Origin of the sequence: Inquilinus sp. 2KB_23, assembly GCF_052115705.1 — a bacterium.
Classification (GTDB): domain Bacteria; phylum Pseudomonadota; class Alphaproteobacteria; order DSM-16000; family Inquilinaceae; genus Inquilinus; species Inquilinus ginsengisoli_A.
The window spans coordinates 79894-101414 of record NZ_JBFRHF010000010.1; the positions used below are offsets into that span (position 1 = coordinate 79894).

Annotated in this window: 27 protein-coding genes; 19 read left to right on the top strand and 8 right to left on the bottom strand. The window is 70.6% G+C overall.

Going from position 1 to position 21521, the window contains the following annotated elements:
* Position 1: 1 nt before the first annotated feature.
* Together AB4112_RS14595 and AB4112_RS14600 are read left to right on the top strand one after the other, a co-directional pair.
* Positions 2 to 1060, top strand: a complete 1059-nt coding sequence (locus tag AB4112_RS14595) for an LLM class flavin-dependent oxidoreductase (RefSeq protein ID WP_441720613.1) — start codon at positions 2 to 4, stop codon at positions 1058 to 1060.
* Between the two features lie 101 nt (positions 1061 to 1161).
* Positions 1162 to 2040, top strand: coding sequence for an NAD-dependent epimerase/dehydratase family protein (locus AB4112_RS14600; protein ID WP_309794420.1), 879 nt, complete (start codon positions 1162 to 1164; stop codon positions 2038 to 2040).
* A gap of 21 nt (positions 2041 to 2061) precedes the next feature.
* Here AB4112_RS14600 and phnY read toward each other — a convergent pair whose 3' ends face one another.
* Genes phnY through AB4112_RS14615 form a run of 3 tightly spaced genes read right to left on the bottom strand, consistent with a single transcriptional unit; the run spans position 2062 to position 6038 of the window.
* Positions 2062 to 3543 carry a phosphonoacetaldehyde dehydrogenase gene (gene phnY / locus AB4112_RS14605; protein ID WP_441720614.1) on the bottom strand — a complete coding sequence of 494 codons (1482 nt, stop codon included), beginning with the start codon at positions 3541 to 3543 and terminating at the stop codon, positions 2062 to 2064.
* A gap of 16 nt (positions 3544 to 3559) precedes the next feature.
* Positions 3560 to 4840 (bottom strand): phosphonoacetate hydrolase, encoded by a 1281-nt coding sequence (gene phnA, locus AB4112_RS14610; protein ID WP_441720616.1) that lies wholly within the window; start codon positions 4838 to 4840, stop codon positions 3560 to 3562.
* A gap of 1 nt (position 4841) precedes the next feature.
* On the bottom strand, positions 4842 to 6038 hold the full coding sequence (locus tag AB4112_RS14615) for a 2-aminoethylphosphonate--pyruvate transaminase (RefSeq protein WP_441720618.1): 1197 nt from the start codon (positions 6036 to 6038) through the stop codon (positions 4842 to 4844).
* Positions 6039 to 6174: 136 nt separating this feature from the next.
* Here AB4112_RS14615 and AB4112_RS14620 point away from each other — a divergent pair, with 136 nt between their 5' ends.
* The gene (locus AB4112_RS14620) at positions 6175 to 7038 is read left to right on the top strand and encodes a LysR substrate-binding domain-containing protein (protein ID WP_441720620.1); all 864 of its coding nucleotides are present in this window, start codon (positions 6175 to 6177) and stop codon (positions 7036 to 7038) included.
* Here the strand turns inward: AB4112_RS14620 and AB4112_RS14625 are convergent.
* From AB4112_RS14625 to AB4112_RS14640, 4 genes are all read right to left on the bottom strand, one after another.
* Positions 7035 to 9488: a GcvT family protein gene (locus AB4112_RS14625; protein ID WP_441720622.1), complete on the bottom strand. Its 2454-nt coding sequence runs from the start codon at positions 9486 to 9488 to the stop codon at positions 7035 to 7037. The two genes, AB4112_RS14620 and AB4112_RS14625, sit on opposite strands and share 4 nt — an antisense overlap.
* A gap of 82 nt (positions 9489 to 9570) precedes the next feature.
* Positions 9571 to 10362: a DeoR/GlpR family DNA-binding transcription regulator gene (locus tag AB4112_RS14630; RefSeq protein ID WP_441720624.1), complete on the bottom strand. Its 792-nt coding sequence runs from the start codon at positions 10360 to 10362 to the stop codon at positions 9571 to 9573.
* Between the two features lie 60 nt (positions 10363 to 10422).
* On the bottom strand, positions 10423 to 10695 hold the full coding sequence (locus AB4112_RS14635) for a hypothetical protein (RefSeq protein WP_441720626.1): 273 nt from the start codon (positions 10693 to 10695) through the stop codon (positions 10423 to 10425).
* A 238-nt stretch (positions 10696 to 10933) separates the two neighbouring features.
* Complete coding sequence (locus AB4112_RS14640) at positions 10934 to 11512, bottom strand: LexA family transcriptional regulator (RefSeq protein WP_441720628.1); 579 nt, start codon at positions 11510 to 11512, stop codon at positions 10934 to 10936.
* Positions 11513 to 11814: 302 nt separating this feature from the next.
* Here AB4112_RS14640 and AB4112_RS14645 point away from each other — a divergent pair, with 302 nt between their 5' ends.
* From AB4112_RS14645 to AB4112_RS14720, 16 genes are all read left to right on the top strand, one after another.
* On the top strand, positions 11815 to 12150 hold the full coding sequence (locus tag AB4112_RS14645) for a hypothetical protein (protein ID WP_309794405.1): 336 nt from the start codon (positions 11815 to 11817) through the stop codon (positions 12148 to 12150).
* Positions 12147 to 12665, top strand: coding sequence for a hypothetical protein (locus AB4112_RS14650; RefSeq protein ID WP_441720630.1), 519 nt, complete (start codon positions 12147 to 12149; stop codon positions 12663 to 12665). The genes AB4112_RS14645 and AB4112_RS14650 overlap by 4 nt, the downstream gene beginning before the upstream one ends.
* 18 nt (positions 12666 to 12683) lie before the next feature.
* Positions 12684 to 13220: a DUF6456 domain-containing protein gene (locus AB4112_RS14655; RefSeq protein WP_441720632.1), complete on the top strand. Its 537-nt coding sequence runs from the start codon at positions 12684 to 12686 to the stop codon at positions 13218 to 13220.
* 357 nt (positions 13221 to 13577) lie between these two features.
* Positions 13578 to 14921 (top strand): DUF1073 domain-containing protein, encoded by a 1344-nt coding sequence (locus AB4112_RS14660; RefSeq protein ID WP_309794401.1) that lies wholly within the window; start codon positions 13578 to 13580, stop codon positions 14919 to 14921.
* Between the two features lie 184 nt (positions 14922 to 15105).
* Positions 15106 to 16131, top strand: coding sequence for a DUF2213 domain-containing protein (locus tag AB4112_RS14665; RefSeq protein WP_309794399.1), 1026 nt, complete (start codon positions 15106 to 15108; stop codon positions 16129 to 16131).
* A gap of 65 nt (positions 16132 to 16196) precedes the next feature.
* Positions 16197 to 16670 carry a structural cement protein Gp24 gene (locus AB4112_RS14670; protein WP_309794397.1) on the top strand — a complete coding sequence of 158 codons (474 nt, stop codon included), beginning with the start codon at positions 16197 to 16199 and terminating at the stop codon, positions 16668 to 16670.
* A gap of 50 nt (positions 16671 to 16720) precedes the next feature.
* Positions 16721 to 17674, top strand: coding sequence for a DUF2184 domain-containing protein (locus AB4112_RS14675; RefSeq protein WP_309794396.1), 954 nt, complete (start codon positions 16721 to 16723; stop codon positions 17672 to 17674).
* 174 nt (positions 17675 to 17848) lie between these two features.
* The gene (locus tag AB4112_RS14680) at positions 17849 to 18160 is read left to right on the top strand and encodes a hypothetical protein (RefSeq protein WP_309794395.1); all 312 of its coding nucleotides are present in this window, start codon (positions 17849 to 17851) and stop codon (positions 18158 to 18160) included.
* A gap of 2 nt (positions 18161 to 18162) precedes the next feature.
* On the top strand, positions 18163 to 18531 hold the full coding sequence (locus AB4112_RS14685) for a DUF4054 domain-containing protein (RefSeq protein ID WP_309794394.1): 369 nt from the start codon (positions 18163 to 18165) through the stop codon (positions 18529 to 18531).
* A complete protein-coding gene (locus AB4112_RS14690; protein WP_309794393.1) occupies positions 18531 to 18881 on the top strand; it encodes a hypothetical protein in 351 nt (116 codons plus the stop codon). The genes AB4112_RS14685 and AB4112_RS14690 overlap by 1 nt, the downstream gene beginning before the upstream one ends.
* Positions 18881 to 19288, top strand: a complete 408-nt coding sequence (locus AB4112_RS14695; RefSeq protein ID WP_309794392.1) for an HK97-gp10 family putative phage morphogenesis protein — start codon at positions 18881 to 18883, stop codon at positions 19286 to 19288. Before AB4112_RS14690 ends, AB4112_RS14695 begins: the two co-directional genes overlap by 1 nt.
* A gap of 40 nt (positions 19289 to 19328) precedes the next feature.
* Complete coding sequence (locus AB4112_RS14700) at positions 19329 to 19505, top strand: hypothetical protein (protein WP_309794391.1); 177 nt, start codon at positions 19329 to 19331, stop codon at positions 19503 to 19505.
* The gene (locus AB4112_RS14705) at positions 19492 to 19905 is read left to right on the top strand and encodes a DUF3168 domain-containing protein (protein WP_309794390.1); all 414 of its coding nucleotides are present in this window, start codon (positions 19492 to 19494) and stop codon (positions 19903 to 19905) included. Before AB4112_RS14700 ends, AB4112_RS14705 begins: the two co-directional genes overlap by 14 nt.
* A 72-nt stretch (positions 19906 to 19977) precedes the next feature.
* Positions 19978 to 20427, top strand: a complete 450-nt coding sequence (locus AB4112_RS14710; protein ID WP_309794389.1) for a phage tail tube protein — start codon at positions 19978 to 19980, stop codon at positions 20425 to 20427.
* Positions 20427 to 20897, top strand: coding sequence for a gene transfer agent family protein (locus AB4112_RS14715; RefSeq protein ID WP_309794388.1), 471 nt, complete (start codon positions 20427 to 20429; stop codon positions 20895 to 20897). The genes AB4112_RS14710 and AB4112_RS14715 overlap by 1 nt, the downstream gene beginning before the upstream one ends.
* Positions 20894 to 21040 carry a hypothetical protein gene (locus AB4112_RS14720; RefSeq protein ID WP_309794387.1) on the top strand — a complete coding sequence of 49 codons (147 nt, stop codon included), beginning with the start codon at positions 20894 to 20896 and terminating at the stop codon, positions 21038 to 21040. The genes AB4112_RS14715 and AB4112_RS14720 overlap by 4 nt, the downstream gene beginning before the upstream one ends.
* Positions 21041 to 21078: 38 nt before the next feature.
* Here the strand turns inward: AB4112_RS14720 and AB4112_RS14725 are convergent, their stop codons facing one another.
* Entirely contained in the window at positions 21079 to 21462 is a 384-nt protein-coding gene (locus AB4112_RS14725) for a hypothetical protein (protein ID WP_309794386.1), read from the bottom strand.
* Positions 21463 to 21521: the final 59 nt, after the last annotated feature.

A 21521-nucleotide genomic window follows, 5' to 3' on the forward strand; every position in this document is an offset into this window, starting at 1 on the left:
CATGGGATCATTCCCGATCACCCTCGACCATGCGGGTTTCCTGACCCCGGGCAGCTACCCGGATGACGACCCCCATGACGGGCTGGAGAAGACGCTGCGCCTGTTCGCCTTCGGGGAAGACCTCGGCTTCGACAGCGCCTGGGTCCGGCAACGGCATCTCGAACCCGGCGTGTCGTCGGCGTCGGTGTTCCTGGCCGCCGCCAGCCAGCGCACCAGCCGCATCCAGCTCGGCACCGCGGTGATCCAGATCGGCTATGAAAGCCCGTACCGCCTGGCCGAGGACCTCTCCACCGTCGACGTGCTGTCGCGCGGCCGTCTCAATGTCGGGCTCAGCGCCGGCGTGCCGCCGCATGCCGACCTGCTGGGCCCGCGCGTCTTCGATGGCGACTGGATCGGCTACGACCTGTCCTACGGCCGGGTGGAGCGCCTGGCCGAGAATCTGCGCGGGACCTATCTCGGCGATCCCGACCGGGTGATCGTCAATGCCGCCGGCCGCCATCGGCCCCGGCTGCAGCCGCATGCAGCGGGGCTGGTCGACCGGCTGTGGTACGGCGGCGGGTCGCTGCGCTCGGCCGGCTGGGCCGGCCGCAGCGGCCTCAACCTGCTGATCGGCAACGTCACCTCCGGCGAGGACACCGACGACTTCTTCGTGGCCCAGCGGCGCCAGCTCGATGCCTACCGCGCCGCCTACCGGGGTTTGCGCCCGGCGCGCGTGGCCCTGGGCCGGGTGATCGTGCCGACCGACAGCGCCGATGCGCGCACCCGGGCCCGATACGCGGAGTTTGCCGCCAGCCGCCACGAGCGCCCCCTGAAGCCCCAGGGCGAGCGGCGGATGCTGTTCGCGCCGGATCTGGTCGGGACGTCCGACCAGATCCTCGAGGCCCTGGCACGGGACCCCGTCCTCGCCGAAGTCCGGGAGCTGCGGCTGGAACTGCCCTACGAGTTCGAACTTCACGACTACGAGCAGATTCTCCACGACGCCATCGATCACATCCTGCCGCAGCTCGGCTGGCACGGCCCGGACCGCCAGCCCCTGGTGAAGCGCCACCAGGCGTTCTGACACGGCCAATCTGCGTCGCCGGTGCCTTCTCAGCACGCATCGGGTGTGGTCCAGTACGCGCCGCCGGTTGCGTTGCCGGCGTGCAGTCGGAGCGTTCCTCGATGCCGCAAAGCGTCCTCATCACCGGTGCCGGCGGCAATCTGGGCCGCAAGCTGACGGCCCATCTGCTGGCGGGAGACTGGTGCGAGCGCGTGGTCGCCGTCGACCGCGTCGGCCACGCGCCGGCTGCCGATGATCCGCGGGTGCGGCCGGTCGAGGCCGAACTGACGGACCCGCTCGACAGCCGCTGGCGCGAGGCGCTGCAGGGCGTCGACGCCGTGGTCCATCTCGCCGCGCAGAACCCGTTGCCCGATGCGTCCTGGGCGGAGGCGGCGGCGTCGTTCGACATGACGGCGAACCTGGTCGGGGCAGCGGCCGAGGCCGGCGTCCGGCGGCTGGTGTTCGCGTCGTCCAACCATGTGATGGGGCAGTACAAGGACCCGCCGCTGGCCGACGGGCTGGAGGCGGGCGGGCTGCGCACCGACCTGCCGCCGGGCCCCGGCACGCGGTGGTTCAACGGCCAGCAGACCGTGCAGGACTTCGGCTATGCCGCGTCGAAGCTGATGGGCGAGCGGATCTGCAATGCGCGCGCGGCGCTGTCGGGCGGCGCGTTCACCACCGTCAGCGTGCGCATCGGCTGGTGCCAGCCCGGCGCGAACCTGCCGGAGACGCTGAGCGCCGCGGGCGTCCCTGGCGGCGCGGCCGGGGCCGACCCGGACGAGGTGCGCAACCTGCGCTGGTTCCGCAACATGTGGCTGTCCAACCGCGACCTGCTGGCGGTGATCGAGCGCGCGCTGGTGGCCGATGCGGCCGGCTGGCCGGCGCCGGGCATCGTGGTCAACGGCATGTCGGCCAATTCGGGCATGCCGTGGGACATCGAGACCACGCGCCGGCTGATCGGCTATCAGCCGCAGGACAACGTCTGGGACCACGTCGGCTGAGGTCTCCGGGTCAGGCCCGGGTCAGCTGGCCCAGGGCAGCGAGTAGGTCTTCACATTGGTGAAGCTCTTCATCGCCTCGACCACGCCTTCCTTGTGGCCGTTGCCGGAATCCTTGATCCCGCCGAAGGGCGATATCTCGGTGCGGTAGCCCGGAACCTCCCACAGGTTGACCGTGCCGACATCCAGCCCGTTGACATAGGCGACCATGCGGTCGAGCCGGTTGGTGCAGACGCCCGAGGACAGGCCGAAGGCGGTGGAGTTCGAGATCGCCATGGTGGCGATGTCGTCATCCGGCACCCGCACGATCGGGATCACCGGGCCGAAGGTCTCCTGCATCACCAGCTCGCTTTCATGCGGCACCCGGTCGACCACGATCGGGGGCAGCAGGGCGCCCTTGCGGCCGGGGTTGTACAGCACCTCGGCCCCCAGTTCGGCGGCGTCATGGACGCGGCGCTCGAAGGTGGCCGCGGCGTGCTCATTCACCACGGTGCCGAGATCGGTGGCCGGGTCCATCGGGTCGCCGAAGCGCAGCCGCCTGGCACGCTCCAGCACCAGCGGCACGAAGCGGTCGGCGACGCCCTGCTGGCACAGGATGCGCTTCACCGCGGTGCAGCGCTGGCCGGAGTTCCGGGTGGCGCCCTGCACCGCCAGGTCGGCGGCGCGGGCGAGGTCGTCGGGGTCGAGGTCGTTCAGGATGATCAGCGGGTCGTTGCCGCCGAGCTCCAGCACCTGGCGCTTGTAGCCGGCCTTCGAGGCGATCATCTTGCCGACCGCGACGCCGCCGGTGAAGGTGATCAGGGCGATGTCCGGGTCGGTGATCATCTGGTCGCCGATCTCGGCCGGCCAGCCGGTGACGACCTGGAACATCTCCGGCGGCAGCCCGGCCTCGTACAGGATGTCGGCCAGGGCGATGGCGGTCAGCGGCGTCGCCTCGGCCGGCTTGCACACCACGCAGTTGTTGGTGGCGATCGCCGGGGCCACCTTGTGCGCCACCATGTTCAGCGGATGGTTGAACGGGGTGATGGCCGAGATCACGCCGACCGGCTGGCGCAGCGTGTAGATCTTGCGCTCCTTGCCGTGTGGGGTGACGTCGCAGGAGAAGGTCTGGCCGTCGTCGAGGATCGCCAGCTGGCCGGCCAGAGTGAAGACGTCGAAGGCGCGGCCGATCTCGTAGAGCGAATCCTTCTTCGAGATGCCGAGCTCGAGCGTGATCAGGTGGGACAGCGCGTCCCGCCGCTCGGCCAGCAGCTCCGCGGTGCGCAACAGGATGCGCTGGCGCTCGTAGCGCGACAGCTTCGGCCTGTAGGCCGCCGCGGCGGCGAAGGCCTGCCGGGCATGTTCGGCGCGGCCCGCCGGCACGGTGCCGACCAGGGTGCCGGTGTAGGGGTAGCGGATCTCGATGACCTCGTCGGTGCCGACCGACCGGCCGGCGATCCGCATCTTCTCCCGCCGCAGCGGCCGCTCGGCCGCGGGCTTGAAGGTCAGTGGGGTGACCGTGGACATGCTCGTTCCCCTCGCTTCAGGACACCGCCGCGAGGCGGGTCGCGACCTGGAAGGCATCGAAGTTGCGCAGCCCGGGGGCGTCGCCGAGGTCGGGCAGCCGGCCGTTGACGATGAAGGGGATGACCTGCTCGGTCAGGCCGCCATGCGACCGCAGCGGCTCCTTCAGCGCGCTGAGGTCGTGCCGGTCGGCGCTGGTGCCGATGACCTTGTTCTCGGCGGAGACCAGGACGATGTCGCCGATCCGGTCCGGCGGCAGTTCGAACCGGGCGCAGGCCTCCTCGCGGCCGATGGCGACGGTGATGCCGTCGACGGCCTGGAACTTCGCCAGCACCGCGGCGCGGTCGACGCTCTCCGGCAGATAGGCGGTGGCGAAGGAGCCCAGCGCGCCGTGATGGACCACATAGGGGTCGGTGATCGGCAGGATGACACGGGCCACGGACTTGCCGAGCCAGCCGTCGAGCAGCTCCTGCGCATAGATCACGTCCGGCGCGCCGCCGGCCAGGTGCTTCGGCTTCATGCCGTGGTCGGCGGTGATGACGATGGCGGCGCCGAGCGCGTCGAGCTGGCCGAGATAGCGATCGAACATGGCGTAGAAGCGGTTCGCCTCGGCATCACCCGGCGCGAATTTGTGCTGAATGTAGTCGGTGGTGGTCAGGTACATCACGTCGGGCCGGAAGTCCGCCAGCAGCCGTACCCCGGCGGCGAAGACGAACTCGCTCAGCTCCGCCGAATAGACCTCGGGCACGGCGCGGCCGAGCCATTCGCTGGCATTGTCGATGCCGTGCTCGGCCAGGGTGGTGCGGTCGGACCGCTCGGAGGAGAAGCAGACCGCCCGGCCGTCGTCGAAGCGCAGGCCGTGGCCCAGCAGGGCGCGCAGCTTGTCCTTGGCGGTGACCACCGCGACCCGGGCGCCGGCGTCGTAGAAGCCCTGGAAGATGGTCGGCGCCCGCAGGAACTTCGGGTCGTTCATCATCACCTCCTCGCCGGTCTCCCGGTCGTAGAGGGTGTTGCCGCAGATGCCGTGCACGGAAGGCGGGCGGCCGGTCGCCATCGACAGATTGTTCGGGTTGGTGAAGCTGGGGATCACGCTGTGGGCGTGCCGGCTGGTGCCCTTCTGCCGGATCGCCTGCAGTGCCGGCATCAGCCCGGCCTCGGTCGCGGCGTCGAGATAGGCGGGCTCGCAGCCATCGACGCAGATGGCGACGGCGGGCCGCTTCGGCATCGCATAGTCGCGGCCGTTGACGGTGATGGTGGGGACGCCGGTGCTGCGCGCCAGGGTCGGGGTCATGGTGTTCATCTCAGGCGGCCTGCAGCTTGCGTTCGTCGAGGGCGGAGGAGGGCGGGGCGGCGGTGGCGACGCCCATGGCCGCCAGGGCCTGGTCCGCGGCGGCGACCACGCGGCGCATGACGTGTTCGTCCAGCTGGCCGATGCAGCCGATGCGGAAGCTGTCGACCACGGTCAGCTTGCCGGGATAGATGATGAAGCCCTGGTCCTTCATCAGCGCGTAGAACCGGTCGAAGCGGAAGGCCGGGTCGGCCGGGGCGAAGAAGGTGACGATGATCGGCGACATCAAGCGGTCGCCCAGCAGCGTCTCGAAGCCCAGGCCGCGCATCCCCGCCACCACCGTGTCGCGATTGCGGGTGTACCGCGCCAGCCGGCCGGGCTGGCCGCCCTCCAGCGCATGCAGGCGCAGCGCCTCGAGGAAGGCGGCGACCGCATGGGTCGGCGGCGTGAAACGCCACTGGCCGGTCTTGTTCATGACCGCCCACTGGTCGTGCAGGTCGAGGCTGAGCGAGTGCGAGTTGCCCTTGGCCGCGGCCAGCGAATCCTTGCGGGCGACGACGAAGCCGAAGCCGGGCACGCCCTCGATGCATTTGTTGGCCGAGGACACCATCGCCTCGTAGCCGAGGGTCGCGGCGTCCAGCGGCGCGGCCCCGAACGCGCTCATCGAATCGATCAGCAGCTTGCGGCCGCGCGCCGCCGTCGCCGCCGCGATCTCCTCGATCGGGTTCAGGATGCCGGAGCTGGTTTCGCAATGGACCACGACGACATGGGTGATCGCCGGATCGGCGTCGAGCATCGCCCCGACCTCGTGGCCGCGCGGCGGCAGGTAGTCGCCCTTGTCGAGGGTGACATGGGCGCGGCCGAGATAGCCCAGGGTCCGCGTGATGCGCTGGCCGTAGGCGCCGTTCATCAGCACCAGCACCTTGCCGTCGCGCGGCACGAAGCTGCCCAGCATCGCCTCGACGGCGTAGCTGCCGCTGCCCTGAAGCGGGACGCAGTCGTAGGCGTCGCCACCGCCGGCGATCTCGACCAGGCGGCGCCGCAGCTCGGCCGTCAGGGCCCGGAATTCGCCGTCCCAGGAGCCCCAGTCGACCAGCATCGCTTCCTTGGTCGACCGGGCGGTGGTCAGGGGGCCGGGGGTCAGGAGATAGGGCTCACCACCGGCCGGTGCCGGCAACGGAATTCCCGAGAGGGGCTCGACCGCGGTCATGAGCTGGGTGTCTCCTCCAGATTGGCGCTGACGGGCTGGACTCTGTGGCAGGACCGTGCATCTGTAAAATCGATAAAAAAGATTATCATATCGATGTGACTTATATGTGATGGCGGCCGGCCTAGAGGGTTGAGACATGCAGTACGCGCAGCTCCGCGCCTTCCACGCCGTGGCCGAGCATGGCGGCTTCTCCAGGGCGGCGGAGGCGCTGCACCTGACCCAGCCGGCGATTTCCGACCAGGTGCGCCGGCTGGAGCAGGAGTTCGGCGTGACCCTGTTCTACCGGCGAGCCCGGACCGTGGAGCCGACTCCGCTGGGGCGGCGCCTGTTCAACGTGACCCGGCAGTTCTTCGCCTTTGAGCGGGATGCGCGGGACATCCTGACCTCGGCCGGCACGCTGATCTCGGGATCGCTGACCCTGGCCGCCGACGCGCCCGACCTGGCGGTCAAGCTGATCGCCGCCTTCCGCGAGCGTTATCCCGGCATCCTGGTCAACCTGATGATCGCCAATGCCCAGGAGTGCATGGAGCGGGTGCTGACCTACGAGGCCGATGCGGCGGTGACGGCGGCGCTGCTGGTCGACGGCCGGCTGGTGTCGCAGGTGCTGCGGCGGGAGCCGATCGTGGCCATCGTGCCGCGCAACCATCTCTGGGTCGGGCGGGCCGCGGTGACGCTGGCTGAATTCGCCGGCCAGCCGGTGATCTTCCGCGAATCGCGTTCGGTGACCCAGCGGCTGCTGGAGGAGGATCTGACCCGCCACGGCCTGCAGGTCGACCCGGCGATGCTGGTCGAGGGCCGAGAGGCGCTGGAGGAGGCGGTGGCCAATGCGCTGGGCATCGGCGTCATCACCCGGGCCGAGTTCAACGGCGACCCGCGGATCGTCCCGATCCCCCTGGCGGATTCGCAGGCGGAGATGGTCGAGGCGCTGGTCCGCCTCGGCGACCGACCGCCGTCGCGCCTGGTGATGGCGCTGTTCGAGACCAGCCGGGCGCCGGCTTAACTCCGCAGGCGCTTGCTCTCGGGGTCGTAGAACGGCTTCAGGCTGCAGCGCACCGGGACGGTTTCGCCGGCGATGTCGATGGCGAAGCGCGCCTGCGCCAGCCAGGCCTCGTCGATCGGGCGGCCGTTCGACTTGACCCAGCCCAACCCGACCAGGCCGCCGACCGCATGGCCATAGGCCACCGAGGTGACCTCGCCGAACGGGGCGCCGTCGGCCAGGATCAGCTCGCCACCCCAGGCCATCGGCGTCTCCGCCTCCGTCGCCAGGAACGAGACCAGCCGCCGCGACGGCGCCGCCGCCTTGGCCTCGACCAGCGCGGCGCGGCCGATGAAGTCGACGCCCTTGTCGAGCTTGACCGCGAAGCCCATGCCGGCCTGCCAGGGCGTGTCGTCCGGCGTCAGCTCGCGGCCCCAGGCGCGGTAGCCCTTCTCGATGCGCAGGGCGTCGATGGCGTAATAGCCGGCGTCCCTGAGGCCGAGATCGGCCCCGGCCGCGCCCAGCGTGTCGTAGACCGTGGCGGCGAATTCGGTCGGGACGTACAGCTCCCACCCCAGCTCGCCCACATAGCTGCGGCGCGCGGCCAGGACGGTGGCGTGGCCGATGCCGATCTCGCGGATGGCGCCGAACCGGAATGCCGCGGCGTCCAGCGCGGCGCCGCTGACCCGTTGCAGCAGGGTGCGCGACTGCGGGCCCATCACGCCGATCACGGCATGGGCCGAGGTCACGTCGGTCAGCACGGCGCGGGCCGTCTCCGGGATCTGCCGGCGGATCCAATGCGCGTCGCGGGTCGCCTGCGCCGTGCCGGTGACGAGAAGGAAGCTGTCGCGGGCCAGCCGAGCGATGGTCAGGTCGCTCTCGAAGCCGCCGCGCCTGTTCAGCAGCGGGGTGTAGACGGTCTGGCCGACCGGCACGGCGATGTCGTTGGCGCCCAGGCGCTGCAGCACCGCCTCGGCATCCGGCCCCTGCATCAGGAACTTGGCGAAGGACGTCATGTCGAAGAGGGCCACGCCCTCGCGCGCTGCCCGCTGTTCCGCCGCGACATCGGCGAACCAGTTCTGGCGGCCGAAGGAATAGTCGATGCGCCGTTCGGTGCCGGGCGAAGCGAAGAAGTTCGGCCGCTCCCAGCCCATCTTCGACCCGAACACCGCGCCCTTGGCGACCAGCCGGTCGTACAGCGGCGACCGCCGGAATGGCCGCGCGGTGTCCAGCTCGCGGTTCGGCCAGGGCATGGCGTAGTGCAGGCCCAGCGTCTCCTTGACCCGGTCCTTCAGCCACTGCGCGTTGTTGTTGAAGCGGGCGAAGCGGCGGATGTCGACCGGCCACAAATCATGCGACGGCTCGCCGCCGACCATCCATTCGGCCAGCGCCCGGCCGGCGCCGCCGCCCGAGGCGATGCCCATCGAGTTGAAGCCGGCGGCGACGAAGACGTTGCGCACCTCCGGCGCCTCGCCCAGCAGGAAGTTGTTGTCCGGGGTGAAGCTCTCCGGGCCGTTCAGGAAGGTCTTGATCTCCGCGGTCTCCAGCGCCGGCACCCGCTGCAGTGCGTTGGTCATGAGGATCTCGAACTGGTCCCAGTCATCCGACAGCAGCTGGAACTCGAACTTGTCGGGGATGCCGTCCATGCCCCAGGGTTTGGCGTCGGGCTCGAAGCCGCCCATCACCAGCCCGCCGACCTCCTCCTTGAAGTAGACGTAGCCGTCGGGGTCGCGCATCACCGGCAGGTCGGGGTGCACGCCGTCGATCTTGCCGGTGACGATGTACATGTGTTCGGCCGAATGCAGCGGGATGCTGACGCCGCACATCTCGCCGACCTTGCGCGACCATTGGCCGGCGCAGATCGCGATGCTGCCGCAGACGACGGTGCCCTGGTCGGTCTCGACCGCGGTGACCTCGCCATTCCTGGTGCGGATGCCGGTGACCCGGATCTTCTCGATGATGCGGGCGCCGCCGTCGCGGGCGCCGCGGGCCAGCGCCTGGGTGATGTCGGTCGGGTTGGCCTTGCCGTCGCCTGGCAGCCACACCGCGCCGACCAGGTCGTCGGTGCGCATGATCGGGTACATCTCCCCGGCCTCGCGCGGGGTCAGCACCTCGATCGCCACGCCCTGGGCCCGGGCGGCGGAGGCGGTGCGCTTCAGCTGGGTCATGCGCTCGGCGGTGCGGGCGACGCTGAGCGAGCCGCACTGCTTCCAGCCGGTGGCCAGCCCGGTCTCGGCCTCGAGCGCGGCATAGAGCTCGGTCGAAGTGCGGATCAGCCGGGTCAGGCTCTGGTGCGACCGCAGCTGCCCGACCAGGCCGGCGGCGTGCCAGGTGGTGCCGCAGGACAGCGTGCCCTGCTCCAGCAGCACGACGTCGCGCCAGCCCAGCTTGGTCAGGTGGTAGGCGACGGAGCAGCCGACGATGCCCCCGCCGATGATGACGGCACGGGCGTGGGTGGGGAGATCATGCGCCATGAGGCACCTTCCGCTGCGAGGGGCGGCGTCAGGATAAGGCGCGTCGGTCAGAAATCAACAGGAAATGCAACAAAATGCAACATCAATGCGATGCGATGATCAGCTCCAGCCCCTTCCGCTCCAAGGCCTCAGCCGTTGGGGCGGGAGGGCGCGCGTCGACGATCAGGCCGGTGGCGGCCTCGAGCCGCGGGATGCGCAGCGGGGTCAGGCGGCCGAACTTGCCGTGGTCGAGCACGAAATAGGCGCGGCCAGCGGCGGCGGCCATCCGGCTGCGCTGCTCCGCCCCGGCGCGGGTGTAGTCGGTGACCTCGCCATCGGCCGACAGGCCGCCGCCACCGAGGAAGGCGATGTCGATGCGGAAGCGGGCCATCGCCTCCAGCGCATCGATCCCGCTGGTGGCCTCCTCACGCGGGTCGATCTCCCCGCCCAGCAGATGCACCCGCATCCCCGGGATGTGGCACAGCAGCTGGGCGATGGTGAGGCCGACGGTGCAGATCGTCAGATTCCGGCGCTCGCCCAGCGCCCGGGCCACGGCCAGGGTGGTGGTGCCGGAATCGAGGAAGACCACCATGCCGTCCTCGACCAGGGCTGCCGCGGTCCGGCCGATCGCCGCCTTGCCCTCGGCATTCTCGGTGCTGCGCTGGGCCAGTGCCGGCTCTTGGCCCTCGCGGCGGGTGGCGCCGCCATGGACGAGATCGAGGCGGCCGCCATCGGCCAGCTGCTTCATGTCGCGCCGGATGGTCTCGCGGGAGACGTCGAAGAATTCCGCCAGCGCGCTGATCGACACCGAGCCATCGGCGGCGAGCCGCCGGAGGATCTCGTCGTGCCGGCGCGGCGCGAGCGCCCGGCTGGAGGGGGGGAGGGGGCTGGACATCAATGGAGTGTGAGGGGTGTCCGGGAATGTTGCAATATGTGGCGATCGTCCCGCGATCGCCTACTCCGCGACAGCTCGGACCAGCGCCGCGGCCTTGAGCCGAAAGCTGCGGACCGCGGCCAGCCTGCGGGCAGGCCCGGCGCCGTCGGTCACGCCGAGGGCCCGCAGCGCGCTGCGGTTCTCGCGCAGGCAGACCAGCCCTTCCGCCGCCTTGCGCTTCCAGAATTGCGGCGTGGCCGGGCCGGCCAGCAATTCGAACCCGCCGCGTAGCCCGCCATGCACCCGAGGACGGTTGGCCGAGATGATCTGCAGCAGGCGCTGGCTCGGCGACATGACCCCTCCCCGGAAGCGGGCATCCTGGCGAGCCGCCGAAGCGCTTCCCGGAAGCCAGATCGCAGACACAAGGGATCATCCCCATTTCGTGTATCCAAAACAACCCCAAAATGGGAAATATGAACAAACACTGAAAAGTAGAGAGGGTCGGCTGAACGGCGTCGGGCGTCGCGAAGTCGATCGGCGCGGGGACGTTGAACGACGGATTGCTCAAGAAGGCGTCGCAGCGGGCCGGCCGCTAGTCGCGCTTGACCCATTTCACCGGGACCACCCACTCGACCACGACATCCTCCATCGGCGCCGCGTTGTAGCTGTCGAGGGTGAAGTAGCCGGGGCTGAAGCCGCGGCGCAGCACCTTCACGAAGGTGCGGCCGTCGGCCAGGCGGACCACCACCTCGCGCCCGATCAGGCTGGTGGGGTCAGCTGAGGCGTCGGCGCGGCGGTAGTAGATGGTCTCGCGCTCGAGATAGCGCGGGAACATCGAATCGCCGGAGACGATCACCGCCACCGTGGTCTCGTCGGCGCCGGGCGGGGCGTCGACCTCGTCGATCTGCTCCGACGACGCGTCGCCATCGAACAGATGCACCTCCGCGCCGGCGCCGACCTTGCCGACCAGCGGCACGGTGCCGGCCGCGCCCATCACCTCGAGCTCGCCCGCGCCGAAGGCCTCGGCTGCTTGCCGGATGTAGTCCGCAGTCAGCCGGCGCTCGCCGCGCTCGAGCTTGATGAACTGGCTGCGCGAGATGGCCATGGCCTCCGCCGCCTGTTCGTGCGTCCAGGCCCTGGCCAGGCGCAGTCGTTTCAGTCCGTTCCCCATTTTGGGGACTATCCGGCATTTTGAGATAAATGTCATTCCCCAAAATGGGAAATATCAGCTTGTCGATATTTCCCAATATGTGTAACATCTCGATCTGGACATGGCCGATCGCCGATGTCCCGCCACCAAACCCGGAGGCCGACCATGGATTCTCGGCTGCTCGACGCCCTGGCCGTCGCCGTGCTGCTCGGCCTGACCGTGGCCCTGGTGCTGCTAAGTGGGGCGGCCGGTTAGCCCCACCCGCGCTTCCTCGTCCCGATCCGTTGCGGCCCGGCAGACCGCCCTTGCAGGAGTTCCGTCCGATGAATTTCGCATCCGTCCTGTCCAGCCGCGCCGCCGGCCCCATCCTGGGCCTCGCCCTGCTCGCCGTCCCGGCGGCCGCGCAGGCCCCGCAGCAGAGCCCCTGCGCACCCTATGAGATCATCGCCGCCTCGCTGAACGAGCGCTACCACGAGGCCCCGGTGGCCCGGATGCTGGCCGACCAGGGCTTCGTCATCGAGGTCCTGGCCTCGGCCGACGGCGCCACCTTCACCGTGCTCGGCGTCCAGCCCAACGGCACCGCCTGCCTGCTGGCGACCGGATCGGGCTTCGCCTTCGTCAACGCCGCCGCCACGCCGGCGCCGGGGACCGGGGCATGAGCGGCCGTGCCGGCAGGCCGCCGGTCCTGAGCGACCGGAGCCAGGCGCTGTTCGCCCTCGTGGCCGCGGCGGCGGCGGCCGGCACGGTCACGCCCTCGTGCACCGAGCTGACCCGGGCGCTTCGGGCTGGCGGGCACCGCATCGGCAACAATCCCGGCCTGATCAGCTATGAGTTGCGGCGGCTGCAGACCGCCGGCCGGATCGCCGTGATCGGCGCGCAACGCCACCGTGTCCTGGAGGTCGTCGCCACCGGCCAGCGCACGGTGCGGCGGCCGATCCGGCCGAGCCCGGATCGCCTCCTGGCCCTGGGGCAGGCGATGGAGCGGCGGCGGGCCGGGCAGGAGGGTTGGCCCCGACCGACCCCGGAAAGCGCGGCCAGCTACGACGCCGCGGTCGCCCGCCGCGACTTCGCCCGGCACGAGCTGCGCGAACCATCAGGGCCGGCCACCTGGATCGGCGCGCCCTATGTCCGGCGCTCGCTGACCGGCTGCGCCGCCCAAATGATGACGACCTGAACCGGCCGCGGAGGGGTGATGGCGAAGGACAGAACCAGACAGAAGCCCTCGGCCGCGGTGATGCGCGAGACGCCGGAGCGGGCCCGGCACGCCGCCGGCATCGTCGATCGGCCGACCGGCACGGCGCTGGGGGCCCCGGTCGGCCGCCTGGTGCAGGCGCCTATAGATCGGATGATCGCCCGTGGCTCGATCAGCCGGCGCATGCATTCCGCCGGCCAGACGCTGCGCGGCCAGTTCGAGATCGGCGTGCTGGGGGCGCAGAACCGCGACGGCGAGCTGCCGCCGGGCATTCGCGGCACGGCGATGACGCGGACGCCGGGGGAGGTCCAGCTCGACACCCTGGCGGCCTACAGGACGGCGCTGCGTTGCCTCGGGGCGCATGTCGGGGCGGTGGTGGTCGCGGTCTGCTGCTACGAGTACGACGTGTCGGTGGTGGCGGAGCAGCAGGGCCGCAACCGCGACAAGGTGATGGGCGTGCTGGAGGACGGGCTGAAGACCCTGGCCGACCACTACCGCCTGACCGGGACCGATGAGCCGGCCCGGGCCGGTTCCTGATTTTTTAGGATGTTCGCTTTTTGTTCTTGACCGAGGCCGCGTCGCGTGGCATGGTTATGTCACAGTCCGACAGATGCGCCCTCCCGGCTCGCCGCGGCGGGCGCTTCCGCATCATCGACGAGCTGGCGCCTGTACAGCTGCCGCACCGACCAGCGGACCGGCGAGATCCTGCCGCTGCTGCGGGACGCGAGAACCATGTGACCAACGCCCTGCGCTGCGCCGTCGAAGGCCAGCGCCGGGGCATCTACGACACCTCGCCGAGCTGGGTCTGATCGCAGTCTCGGCGTGACCTCTCCGCTCGCGGGAGAGGCAACGCGACCATCGGGCCGGATGGGCCCGGGATTTCGGAGGCCCGCCTTGTTGCTGGACACGCTGACCAACGTCGTCGCCGGGCTGTTCTCGGCCAAGGACAAGCTCGCCCATGATCGGTTCGGGCTCTTTTCCCAGGATCGCGGGCAACTCGATGCCGCCTATCGCGGCGACTGGATCGCCCGCAAGGTGATCGACGTGCCGCCCTTCGACATGACCCGGGAATGGCGCCGCTGGCACGCCGCCCCGCCGCAGATCGCGGCGATCGAGGCGGAGGAGGCGCGGCTCGGCCTGCAGGCCAAGGTCGCCCGCGCGCTGCGGCTGGCGCGGCTGTACGGCGGCGCCGCGCTGGTGCTGGGCGCGGGCGATGCCGACCCGTCGCAGCCGCTGCCGCCGATCGGCCTCGGGGCCTTGCGCTACCTGCATGTGATGCATCGCTGGGAGATTTCGCCCGGCGAGATCGAACGCGACGTGCTGTCGCCGCTGTTCGGCGAGCCCGCCTGGTACCAGGTGGCGTCGGCTGGTCAGAGTGGGGGCGGCCAAAGCGGGGCTGGTCAGAGGAGGGCGGGTCAAAGCGTGCGGCTGCATCCCAGCCGGGTGATCCGCCTGCTGGGCGCCGAACTGCCGGACTGGGCGGCGCAAGGCGCCGACGGCTGGGGCGACAGCGTGCTGCAGGCGGTGATGGACGCCATCCGTCAGGCCGGCCTCGCCACCCAGGGCGTGGCGGCGCTGATCCATGAGGCCAAGCTCGACGTCATCCGCATTCCCAGCCTGGCGCAGAGCCTGTCGAGCCAGGACTACGCCGCCAAGCTGGTGGACCGCTTCACCCTGGCGAACACCATGAAGGGGCTGGTCAACGCCCTGGTGATCGACAAGGAGGAGGAGTGGGACCGCAAACAGCTGAGCTTCGCCCAGCTGCCCGAGATCATGCAGCAATATCTGCAGGTCGCCGCCGGCGCCGCCGACATCCCGGCCACCCGCCTGCTGGGCCAGGCCCCGGCCGGGCTGAACGCCACCGGCGAGGGCGACATCCGCAACTACTACGACCGCATCGCGGCCGAGCAGCGGGTGGTGCTGGGCCCGGCCCTGCGCCGGCTGGACGAGGCGCTGATCCTCAGTGCGCTCGGCGAGCGGCCGGCGGAGATCCATTTCGACTGGGCGCCGCTGTGGCAGCTGGGCGCGGTCGAGCGTGCGGCCGTGGCCAAGACCAAGGCCGAGACCACCGCCGTCTATGCCTCGGCCGGGCTGATCCCGCCCGAGGTGCTGGGCCGGGCGGTGCGCAACCAGGTGGTCGAGGACGGTCTCTACCCCGGTATCGAGGCCGCCTATGCCGAGTTCGACGCCCAGTCGGTGGAGGAGGCGGAGATGGAGGTCAGGGCGTCGACGACCTGATCTGACCGGTGTTTTCGACGGTCTATCTTGCCCTTTTCTGTCATTGCCGGGCTTGACCCGGCAATCCAGGGGCAGCCGGCGCCGTCCTCGATAGTCCCTGGACCACCGGGTCAAGCCCGGTGATGACAATTGAAGAGGTTGGGGTCGCCGTTCGATCCCACGACCTGCCATCACGGGAGATCCCATGCTTATCACCGACGACGTGACGCTGGTCGGCGACAGCCGGACCACGGCCGACGGCTATCTGGTCGCCGCCGCCCGCATCGCCCGCACCGGCGTCCAGACCTACAGCGGCGCCGAGATGGGGCGGCCGGACCTCGCCGCCGTTCGCGTCTGGCGGCCCGAGGACGAGGTCTTCGCGGCCGACGCCATGGCCTCGATGGCGCATCGGCCGGTCACTCTCGACCATCCGGCCGAGGCGGTCACCGCCGCCAACTGGAAGACGCATGGCGTCGGCCAGGTCGGCGGCGAGGTGGCGCGCGACGGCGACTACATCCGCGTGCCGCTGATCCTGATGGACCGGGCGGCGATCGACGCCGTCACCGCCGGCCGGCGGCAGCTCAGCGTCGGCTATTCCGCCGAGATCGACTGGACCGCCGGCACCACCGCGGGCGGCCAGGCCTATGACGCCGTGCAGCGCCGCATCCGCGCCAACCACCTGGCCGTGGTCGACGCCGCCCGCGCCGGCCCCGCCTGCCGCATCGGCGACGCCTGGACCGGCGGGGCGGCCCCGCCGGCGGCGCCGACGGTGGCCACCCTCCAGGCCGACATCGCGGCGCTGCACCAGGCGGCCGAGGCGAAGGACGGCGAGATCGCCGCCCTGGCCGCCCGGCTGCGCGACGCCGAGCTGACCCCGGCCCGGCTGGATGCCGCCGCGGCCGCCCGCGCCGCGCTGGTGGCCGATGCCCGCCGGATCGCCGGCGACCGGCTGGCAATCGAAGGGCGAAGCGGGGCGGAGATCCGCCGCGCCGCCGTCGCCGCCCGCATCGGCGAGGCCGCGGCGCAGGAGATGACCGACGCGGCGATCGAAGGCGCCTTCCGGGTGCTGGTCCCCGCGACAACGCCCGATCCGCGGCACCCCGATCCGCTGCGTCAAGTCCTGGCCGACCGGCCACTGCCGGGCGACCGCAGGGCCGAGGCGCTGCGCCGGCGCGATGGCCGGTTGGCCCAGGCCTGGAAGCCCCGCAACCCGGCCGATCCGGCCCCCTGAGTTCCGATGCGGCCCGATCCGCCGCCCAGCTTCAGCAGTCAGCTTCAGCAAAAGGAGAGACGGACATGGCCGTCGCGCAGAGCAGCTACAGCGAAACCCTCCGGCCCGGCGTCGCCGGGCTGGTCGCCAACATGACCAACGCCGATGGCGACACCCGCATCGTCGAGACCGCCGGCGGCATTCCGTTCGGCGTCGCCGTCGGCCAGGGCGCCGCCGCAAGGGGCGCGGTGCTGGGCGCCGCCGCGGCCGCCGGCTTCGTCGGCATCTCGATCCGCGACGTCACCCTCGATTCCAGCCCGGCCGACCGCTACCTGCTGAACGACAGCATCGCGGTGCTGACCGAAGGCGACATCTGGGTCGTGGTCGGCGGCGCCGTCGCGGCCGGCCAGGACGTCACCTTCGCCGCTGCGACCGGCGTGCTGTCCAGCGTCGCCGCCGATGGCGCCAATTTCGCCGTCGCCGGGGCCCGCTGGATGACCGCTGCCGGCGCCGGCGGCCTTGCCGTGCTGCGGCTCGGCGGCGCCCTGCCGGCCGCGTGACCCCCTCCCGCACCATCCGATCGCCCAGCCCCTCAAGGAGCGACCCCCTCATGTTCGCATTCGATGCTCAGCAGGCGCTGGGCTTCCTCGTCGCCCAGACCAGCCAGATCGAGGCCCAGGCCTACGAGATCCAGTACCCCGACATTCAGTATCCCAGCCTGGTGCCGGTCGACACCTCGGCCAACCCCTGGGCCAAGAGCGTCACCTTCTTCTCCACCGACAAGCTGGGCCAGGCGGCGTGGCACAACGCCCTGGCCAAGGACGTCCCGTTGGCGGATGTCGAGCGCAACCGCAGCGAACAGCCGGTGGAGCTGGCGGCCATCGGCTATCGCTACACGACCGAGGAACTGGGCCAGGCGATGATGATCCCCGGCCTGAACTTGTCGGCCGACCGTGCCGCCGCCGCGGTGCGCGCCTATGAGGAGTTCATGGACGGCGTGGCGCTGCGCGGCGTGCCGCCCAGCGGCGTGTCCAAGGGCTGGACCGGGCTGATCAACGACGCCAACGTCTTCGCCGGCAACGTCGCCAATGACGGCGCCGGGGCCTCGACCCTGTGGTCGGCCAAGACCCCGGACCAGATCCTGCGCGACATCAACGGGCTGCTGGGCGGAGTCTACACCGGGTCGCTGACCGTCGAGATGGCCGACACCCTGCTGCTGCCGGTGACGCAGTTCGACTACATCGCCACCACGGCGCGCACCGCCACCAGCGACGTCACCATCCTCGAGCATCTGCGCCGCAACAACACCTACACCGCCATCACCGGCGCACCGCTGACCATCCGCGCGGTGCGCGGGCTGGAAACCGCCGGCGCCGGGTCCAGCGCCCGCATGGTGGGCTATCGCCGCGACCCTCAGGTGGTGAAGCTGCACCTGCCGATGCCGCACCGCTTCCAGGCGCCGTGGCAGTCCGGCGCGCTGGCGTTCGACGTGCCCGGCATCTTCCGCACCGGCGGCGTCGAGATCCGGCGGCCGAAGGCGTTCCGCTACGGCGACGGCATCTGATCCGCCCGCTCGATGATGCGCCCGGGGCGGCCGTCTGGCGGCGGTTTCTGCGCTTCCGGTGCTCACGGACGACCATGTCCGCTGCGCGCCGGTTCTCGAAACCACCGCCACCCGACTCGCCCCAAATGCATCCTCGAACAGGCTTTGCTTCTCTCTCGTCGGAGGACGCGCGTCATGCGCATCGCCAACATCTCGCCGGGGCCGCGCTTCCTCTACGCCCAGGGGCAGGCAAGGCTGATCGAGCCCGGCGCCGTCGCCGATCTCGACCTGACCGAGGCCGAGATCGCCAATGCCAGGCAGCAGGTCGAGGCCGGGCTGCTGGCCTGGGCCGACCGGCCGCGCAATCCCGATGCCCCGACCGTGGTTCACAAGCGCTTCGGCCAGTATCACATCGTCGGTGTTGACGGCGAGGTGCTGCAGGCCGGCCCCTTCTCCAAAGTCGAGGCCGAGGCCGAGCTGGCCCGGATGCTCGGGCGGGGGGCCTGACCATGGCGGCTCCGACCCCCGCCGAGCTCAAGGTCCGCTTTCCGGACTTCGCCGCCGTCGCCGATGCCGTGGTCCAGGCGGCGCTGGACGAGGCCGCCCTGCAGGTCGACGGCAGCTGGGCCGGCGAGGCGGACATCCGCCTCGGCCGGCTGCTGCTGGCGGCGCACATCCTGACGCTGGACGGCCAGGGCAGCGGCGCCGAGGCCGCGGCGGTGGCAGGCGGCGGGTTCCGGCGGATGAAATCGGGCCAGCTGGAACTCGAACGCCGCGACGACGCCGGAACCGAGCCGGGCACACTCGACTCGACCGGCTATGGCCGCCGCTTCCTCGAGCTGATGCAGCGCAACGTTCCGGCCGTGTCGGTGGTGTGATGGGCCTGCTCAACGGAACGCTCCGGGCGGTGTTCGGCACCGCCTTCACGCCGCTGCTGCCTGACGGCACGCTGCATGTCGCGGCAAAGGATGTCGACGGACAGGTGATCCTGCCGCCGGTGTTCACGGATGTCCCGGTCAAGGGCCATCGCGATAACGTCACCGACCGGCAGCGCGCCGATTGGGGCATCCCGGACCGGGCGGCGCGGCTGATCGTGCTGCAGGCCGGGGTGGCTGCGGCGCCGACCCCGGATGACGAGATCACCCTGGCCGGCGGCCGCTGGCGGATCGGCGCCGTCGAGCGCGATCCGGCGGGGGCTGCCTGGGTCCTGACCGGGATGCCGGCCTGATGGCCCACGTCACCGGCGCGGACCGGCATATCCGACGCCTGAAGCGGATCGGCCAGACCGTTCGCACCCGGGTCGGCCAAGCCTTGGTACCGGCCGCGGAACTGGTCGCGGCCGAAGCGGTGACCAGCATCACCATCGACGCGGTGCGGGGACCGGGCCATGTGCCGTCGCAGCCGGGCGAGCCGCCGAACGCCGACACCGGCCGGCTCGAACACAGCATCGCCGTGGAACGGCGGGGCGAGCTCGCGGTCGATGTGGTGGCGGCCGCGCCCTATGCCGCGGATCTCGAATTCGGCACCTCGCGCGTGGCGGCGCGGCCCTATCTGCGGCCCGCCACCGCGAAGAAGCGGATGGAGGTGGTCGAGCGGATCGTCCAGGCCGCCCGCCGCGGTGTGGAGGATGCGTGAAGTCCCGGTCCTCGCGGCCCCCCGAACAGGAGACCGAACCGTGCCCTGGATCTGCTTCACTGCCGATTTCGATTTCCGGCCGTCGCGCCGTCTCGCCCTGGCTTACCGGGCGGGAACGACGCTGCTGGTCCCGACCGCCACGGCCGATGCCGCGGAAGCCGCCGGTGCCGGCCGGCGCATCCCCAAGCCGAAGGACGACCCGCATGAGCGGCCGTGACCTCTCCGGCCCGCTGCGCCGCGCCGTGGTCGCCGCGCTGCAGGCCGATTCCGGCGTGGCGGCGCTGGTCGGGACCCGCGTCTACGACTACGTCTCGGCCGCTCCGGCCTATCCCTTCCTGCGCTGCACCACCACGATCGCATCCCCATGGGAGGCGACGGGTGGGGTGCAGGGCAGCCTGGTCCAGCTGCAGGTCGACGCCTTCGTCAAGGGCCATGGCCGCGGATCGGTCGAACCCTTGACCGCAGCCGTGGTCGCGGCGCTGGACGAGGCCGATCTCGCCATCGCCGGCGGCACCGTCCTGTCGCTGCAATGGCGGCAGACCCTCACGCTCGACGACCCGGCGGAGCAGGGCGTCACTCACGGCGTCGTCGAGTTCGAGAGCATCGCGGCGCAGTAGCGTCCCCACTCATGCCTGCTGGCATGCCCGGCCCCGCCTTTGTGCGGGGTCTTTTCGTTCGAGGAGATCCCGATGGCCCAGGCCAAGACCTTCAAGTTCAGCGATGTGATGATCCTGCTCGGTAGCGGGGCGACCCCGACCGAGGTCTTCGCCGCGCCCTGCGGCCTGACCGAGCTGGGCATGACCATTGCCACCGACACCAACGAGACCGTGATCCCGGATTGCGACAATCCGGATGACCCGGCCTGGAAGATCACCGACATCACCGCCCTGCAGATGACCTTGAGCGGCCAGGGCGTGCTCGACCGCACCGCCCGCAAGACCTGGGAGGAGTGGGCGTTCTCCGGCGCCGAGAAGAACGTTCGCTGGATGTACGACGTCACCGCGGCGGATTTCGGCGGCTACTACCAGGCGCCCGGCATCCTGACGAGTTACCAGGTCACCGCCCAGCGTGGCCAGCGGGCGACGGTGCAGATCGCCATCACCCTGAACGGCAAGCCGGCCTGGACGGCGGCGACCTGATGGCGGGCCAGCCGAACGTCGCCGCCGAAATCGAGCTGAGATGGGGCGACGGCACCCATCTCTTCGCCCTCAAGCTCAAGCAGATCGAAGAGCTGCAGCGCCTGTGCGGCGTCGGGCTGGGCGAGATCGCGCAGCGGCTGTTGATCCAGCGCCGCTGGTACGCCGGCGACATCGTCGAGACCCTCCGGCTCGGCCTGATCGGTGGTGGCCTGCCCGCGGTGCGGGCGCGGGAGCTGATCGAGACCTATGTCGACGGCCATCCGCTGGCCGATCCACGCGATCCGGCGAACCATCTGGCGACGGCGCAGGCCGTCATCTCGGCCGCCTATTTCGGCGTCGCCGAAGCGTCGGAGGAGCCGGAGGGAAAAGCCGAAGCCGCGGCGGGCGAAGGGACGGATGGATCGACGTCGCGGCCTTCACCGGGCAGGCCCTCGCGGTCGGGCTCTCGCCGCTCGAAGTCCGCCGCATGAGCCTGGCCGAATTCCTGCTCGCCGGTCGGGAATACGCCAGGATCATGGATCCCGGCGGCGCTCCGACCACTGCGGCACCATCCGATGACGCCTTCGACGAAATGCTGGCCCGGGCACGGGAGACGGGCTTCCTGGCGGGATGACGGACGCCGGACGGTCGCTGCGAGCCCGGCCGGCTCGGTCAATGGCAGAGATCGTTGAACAAGGCGAGGCCGTCGTAGAGGACCTTCATCGTGGCATCGAAATCCTTCAGCAGGAGGTTGCTGGAGGTGCTCACCCGGTTGGCCACGTCTCTCATCGCCACGAGGTCGGCCGGGTCGATGCTCGGGTATTTGAGCTTCAGGAGTGCGATCGTGGCTTCAAGCCTCACCGGTTGGGTCATGATCGCTCCAGACTGGTCCGCGGCCGTCCGCTGACTGTTTTCCAAGGTCTTGAGCAGCGTCCTGAGCGTGTCGCATTGCTGTGGCGTGGCGGCGATGGCGGGGGCCGCAAACGCGACTGCAGCCGACAAAGTGGCCACCCGCAGGACAGTGCAGGCGCCGCGATATCTCAGAAAGTTGAGCATATAATATTCCATCCCCCATAAATGGAAATTCCAGTTTCCCGTGAATCTGTTCCCGTGTC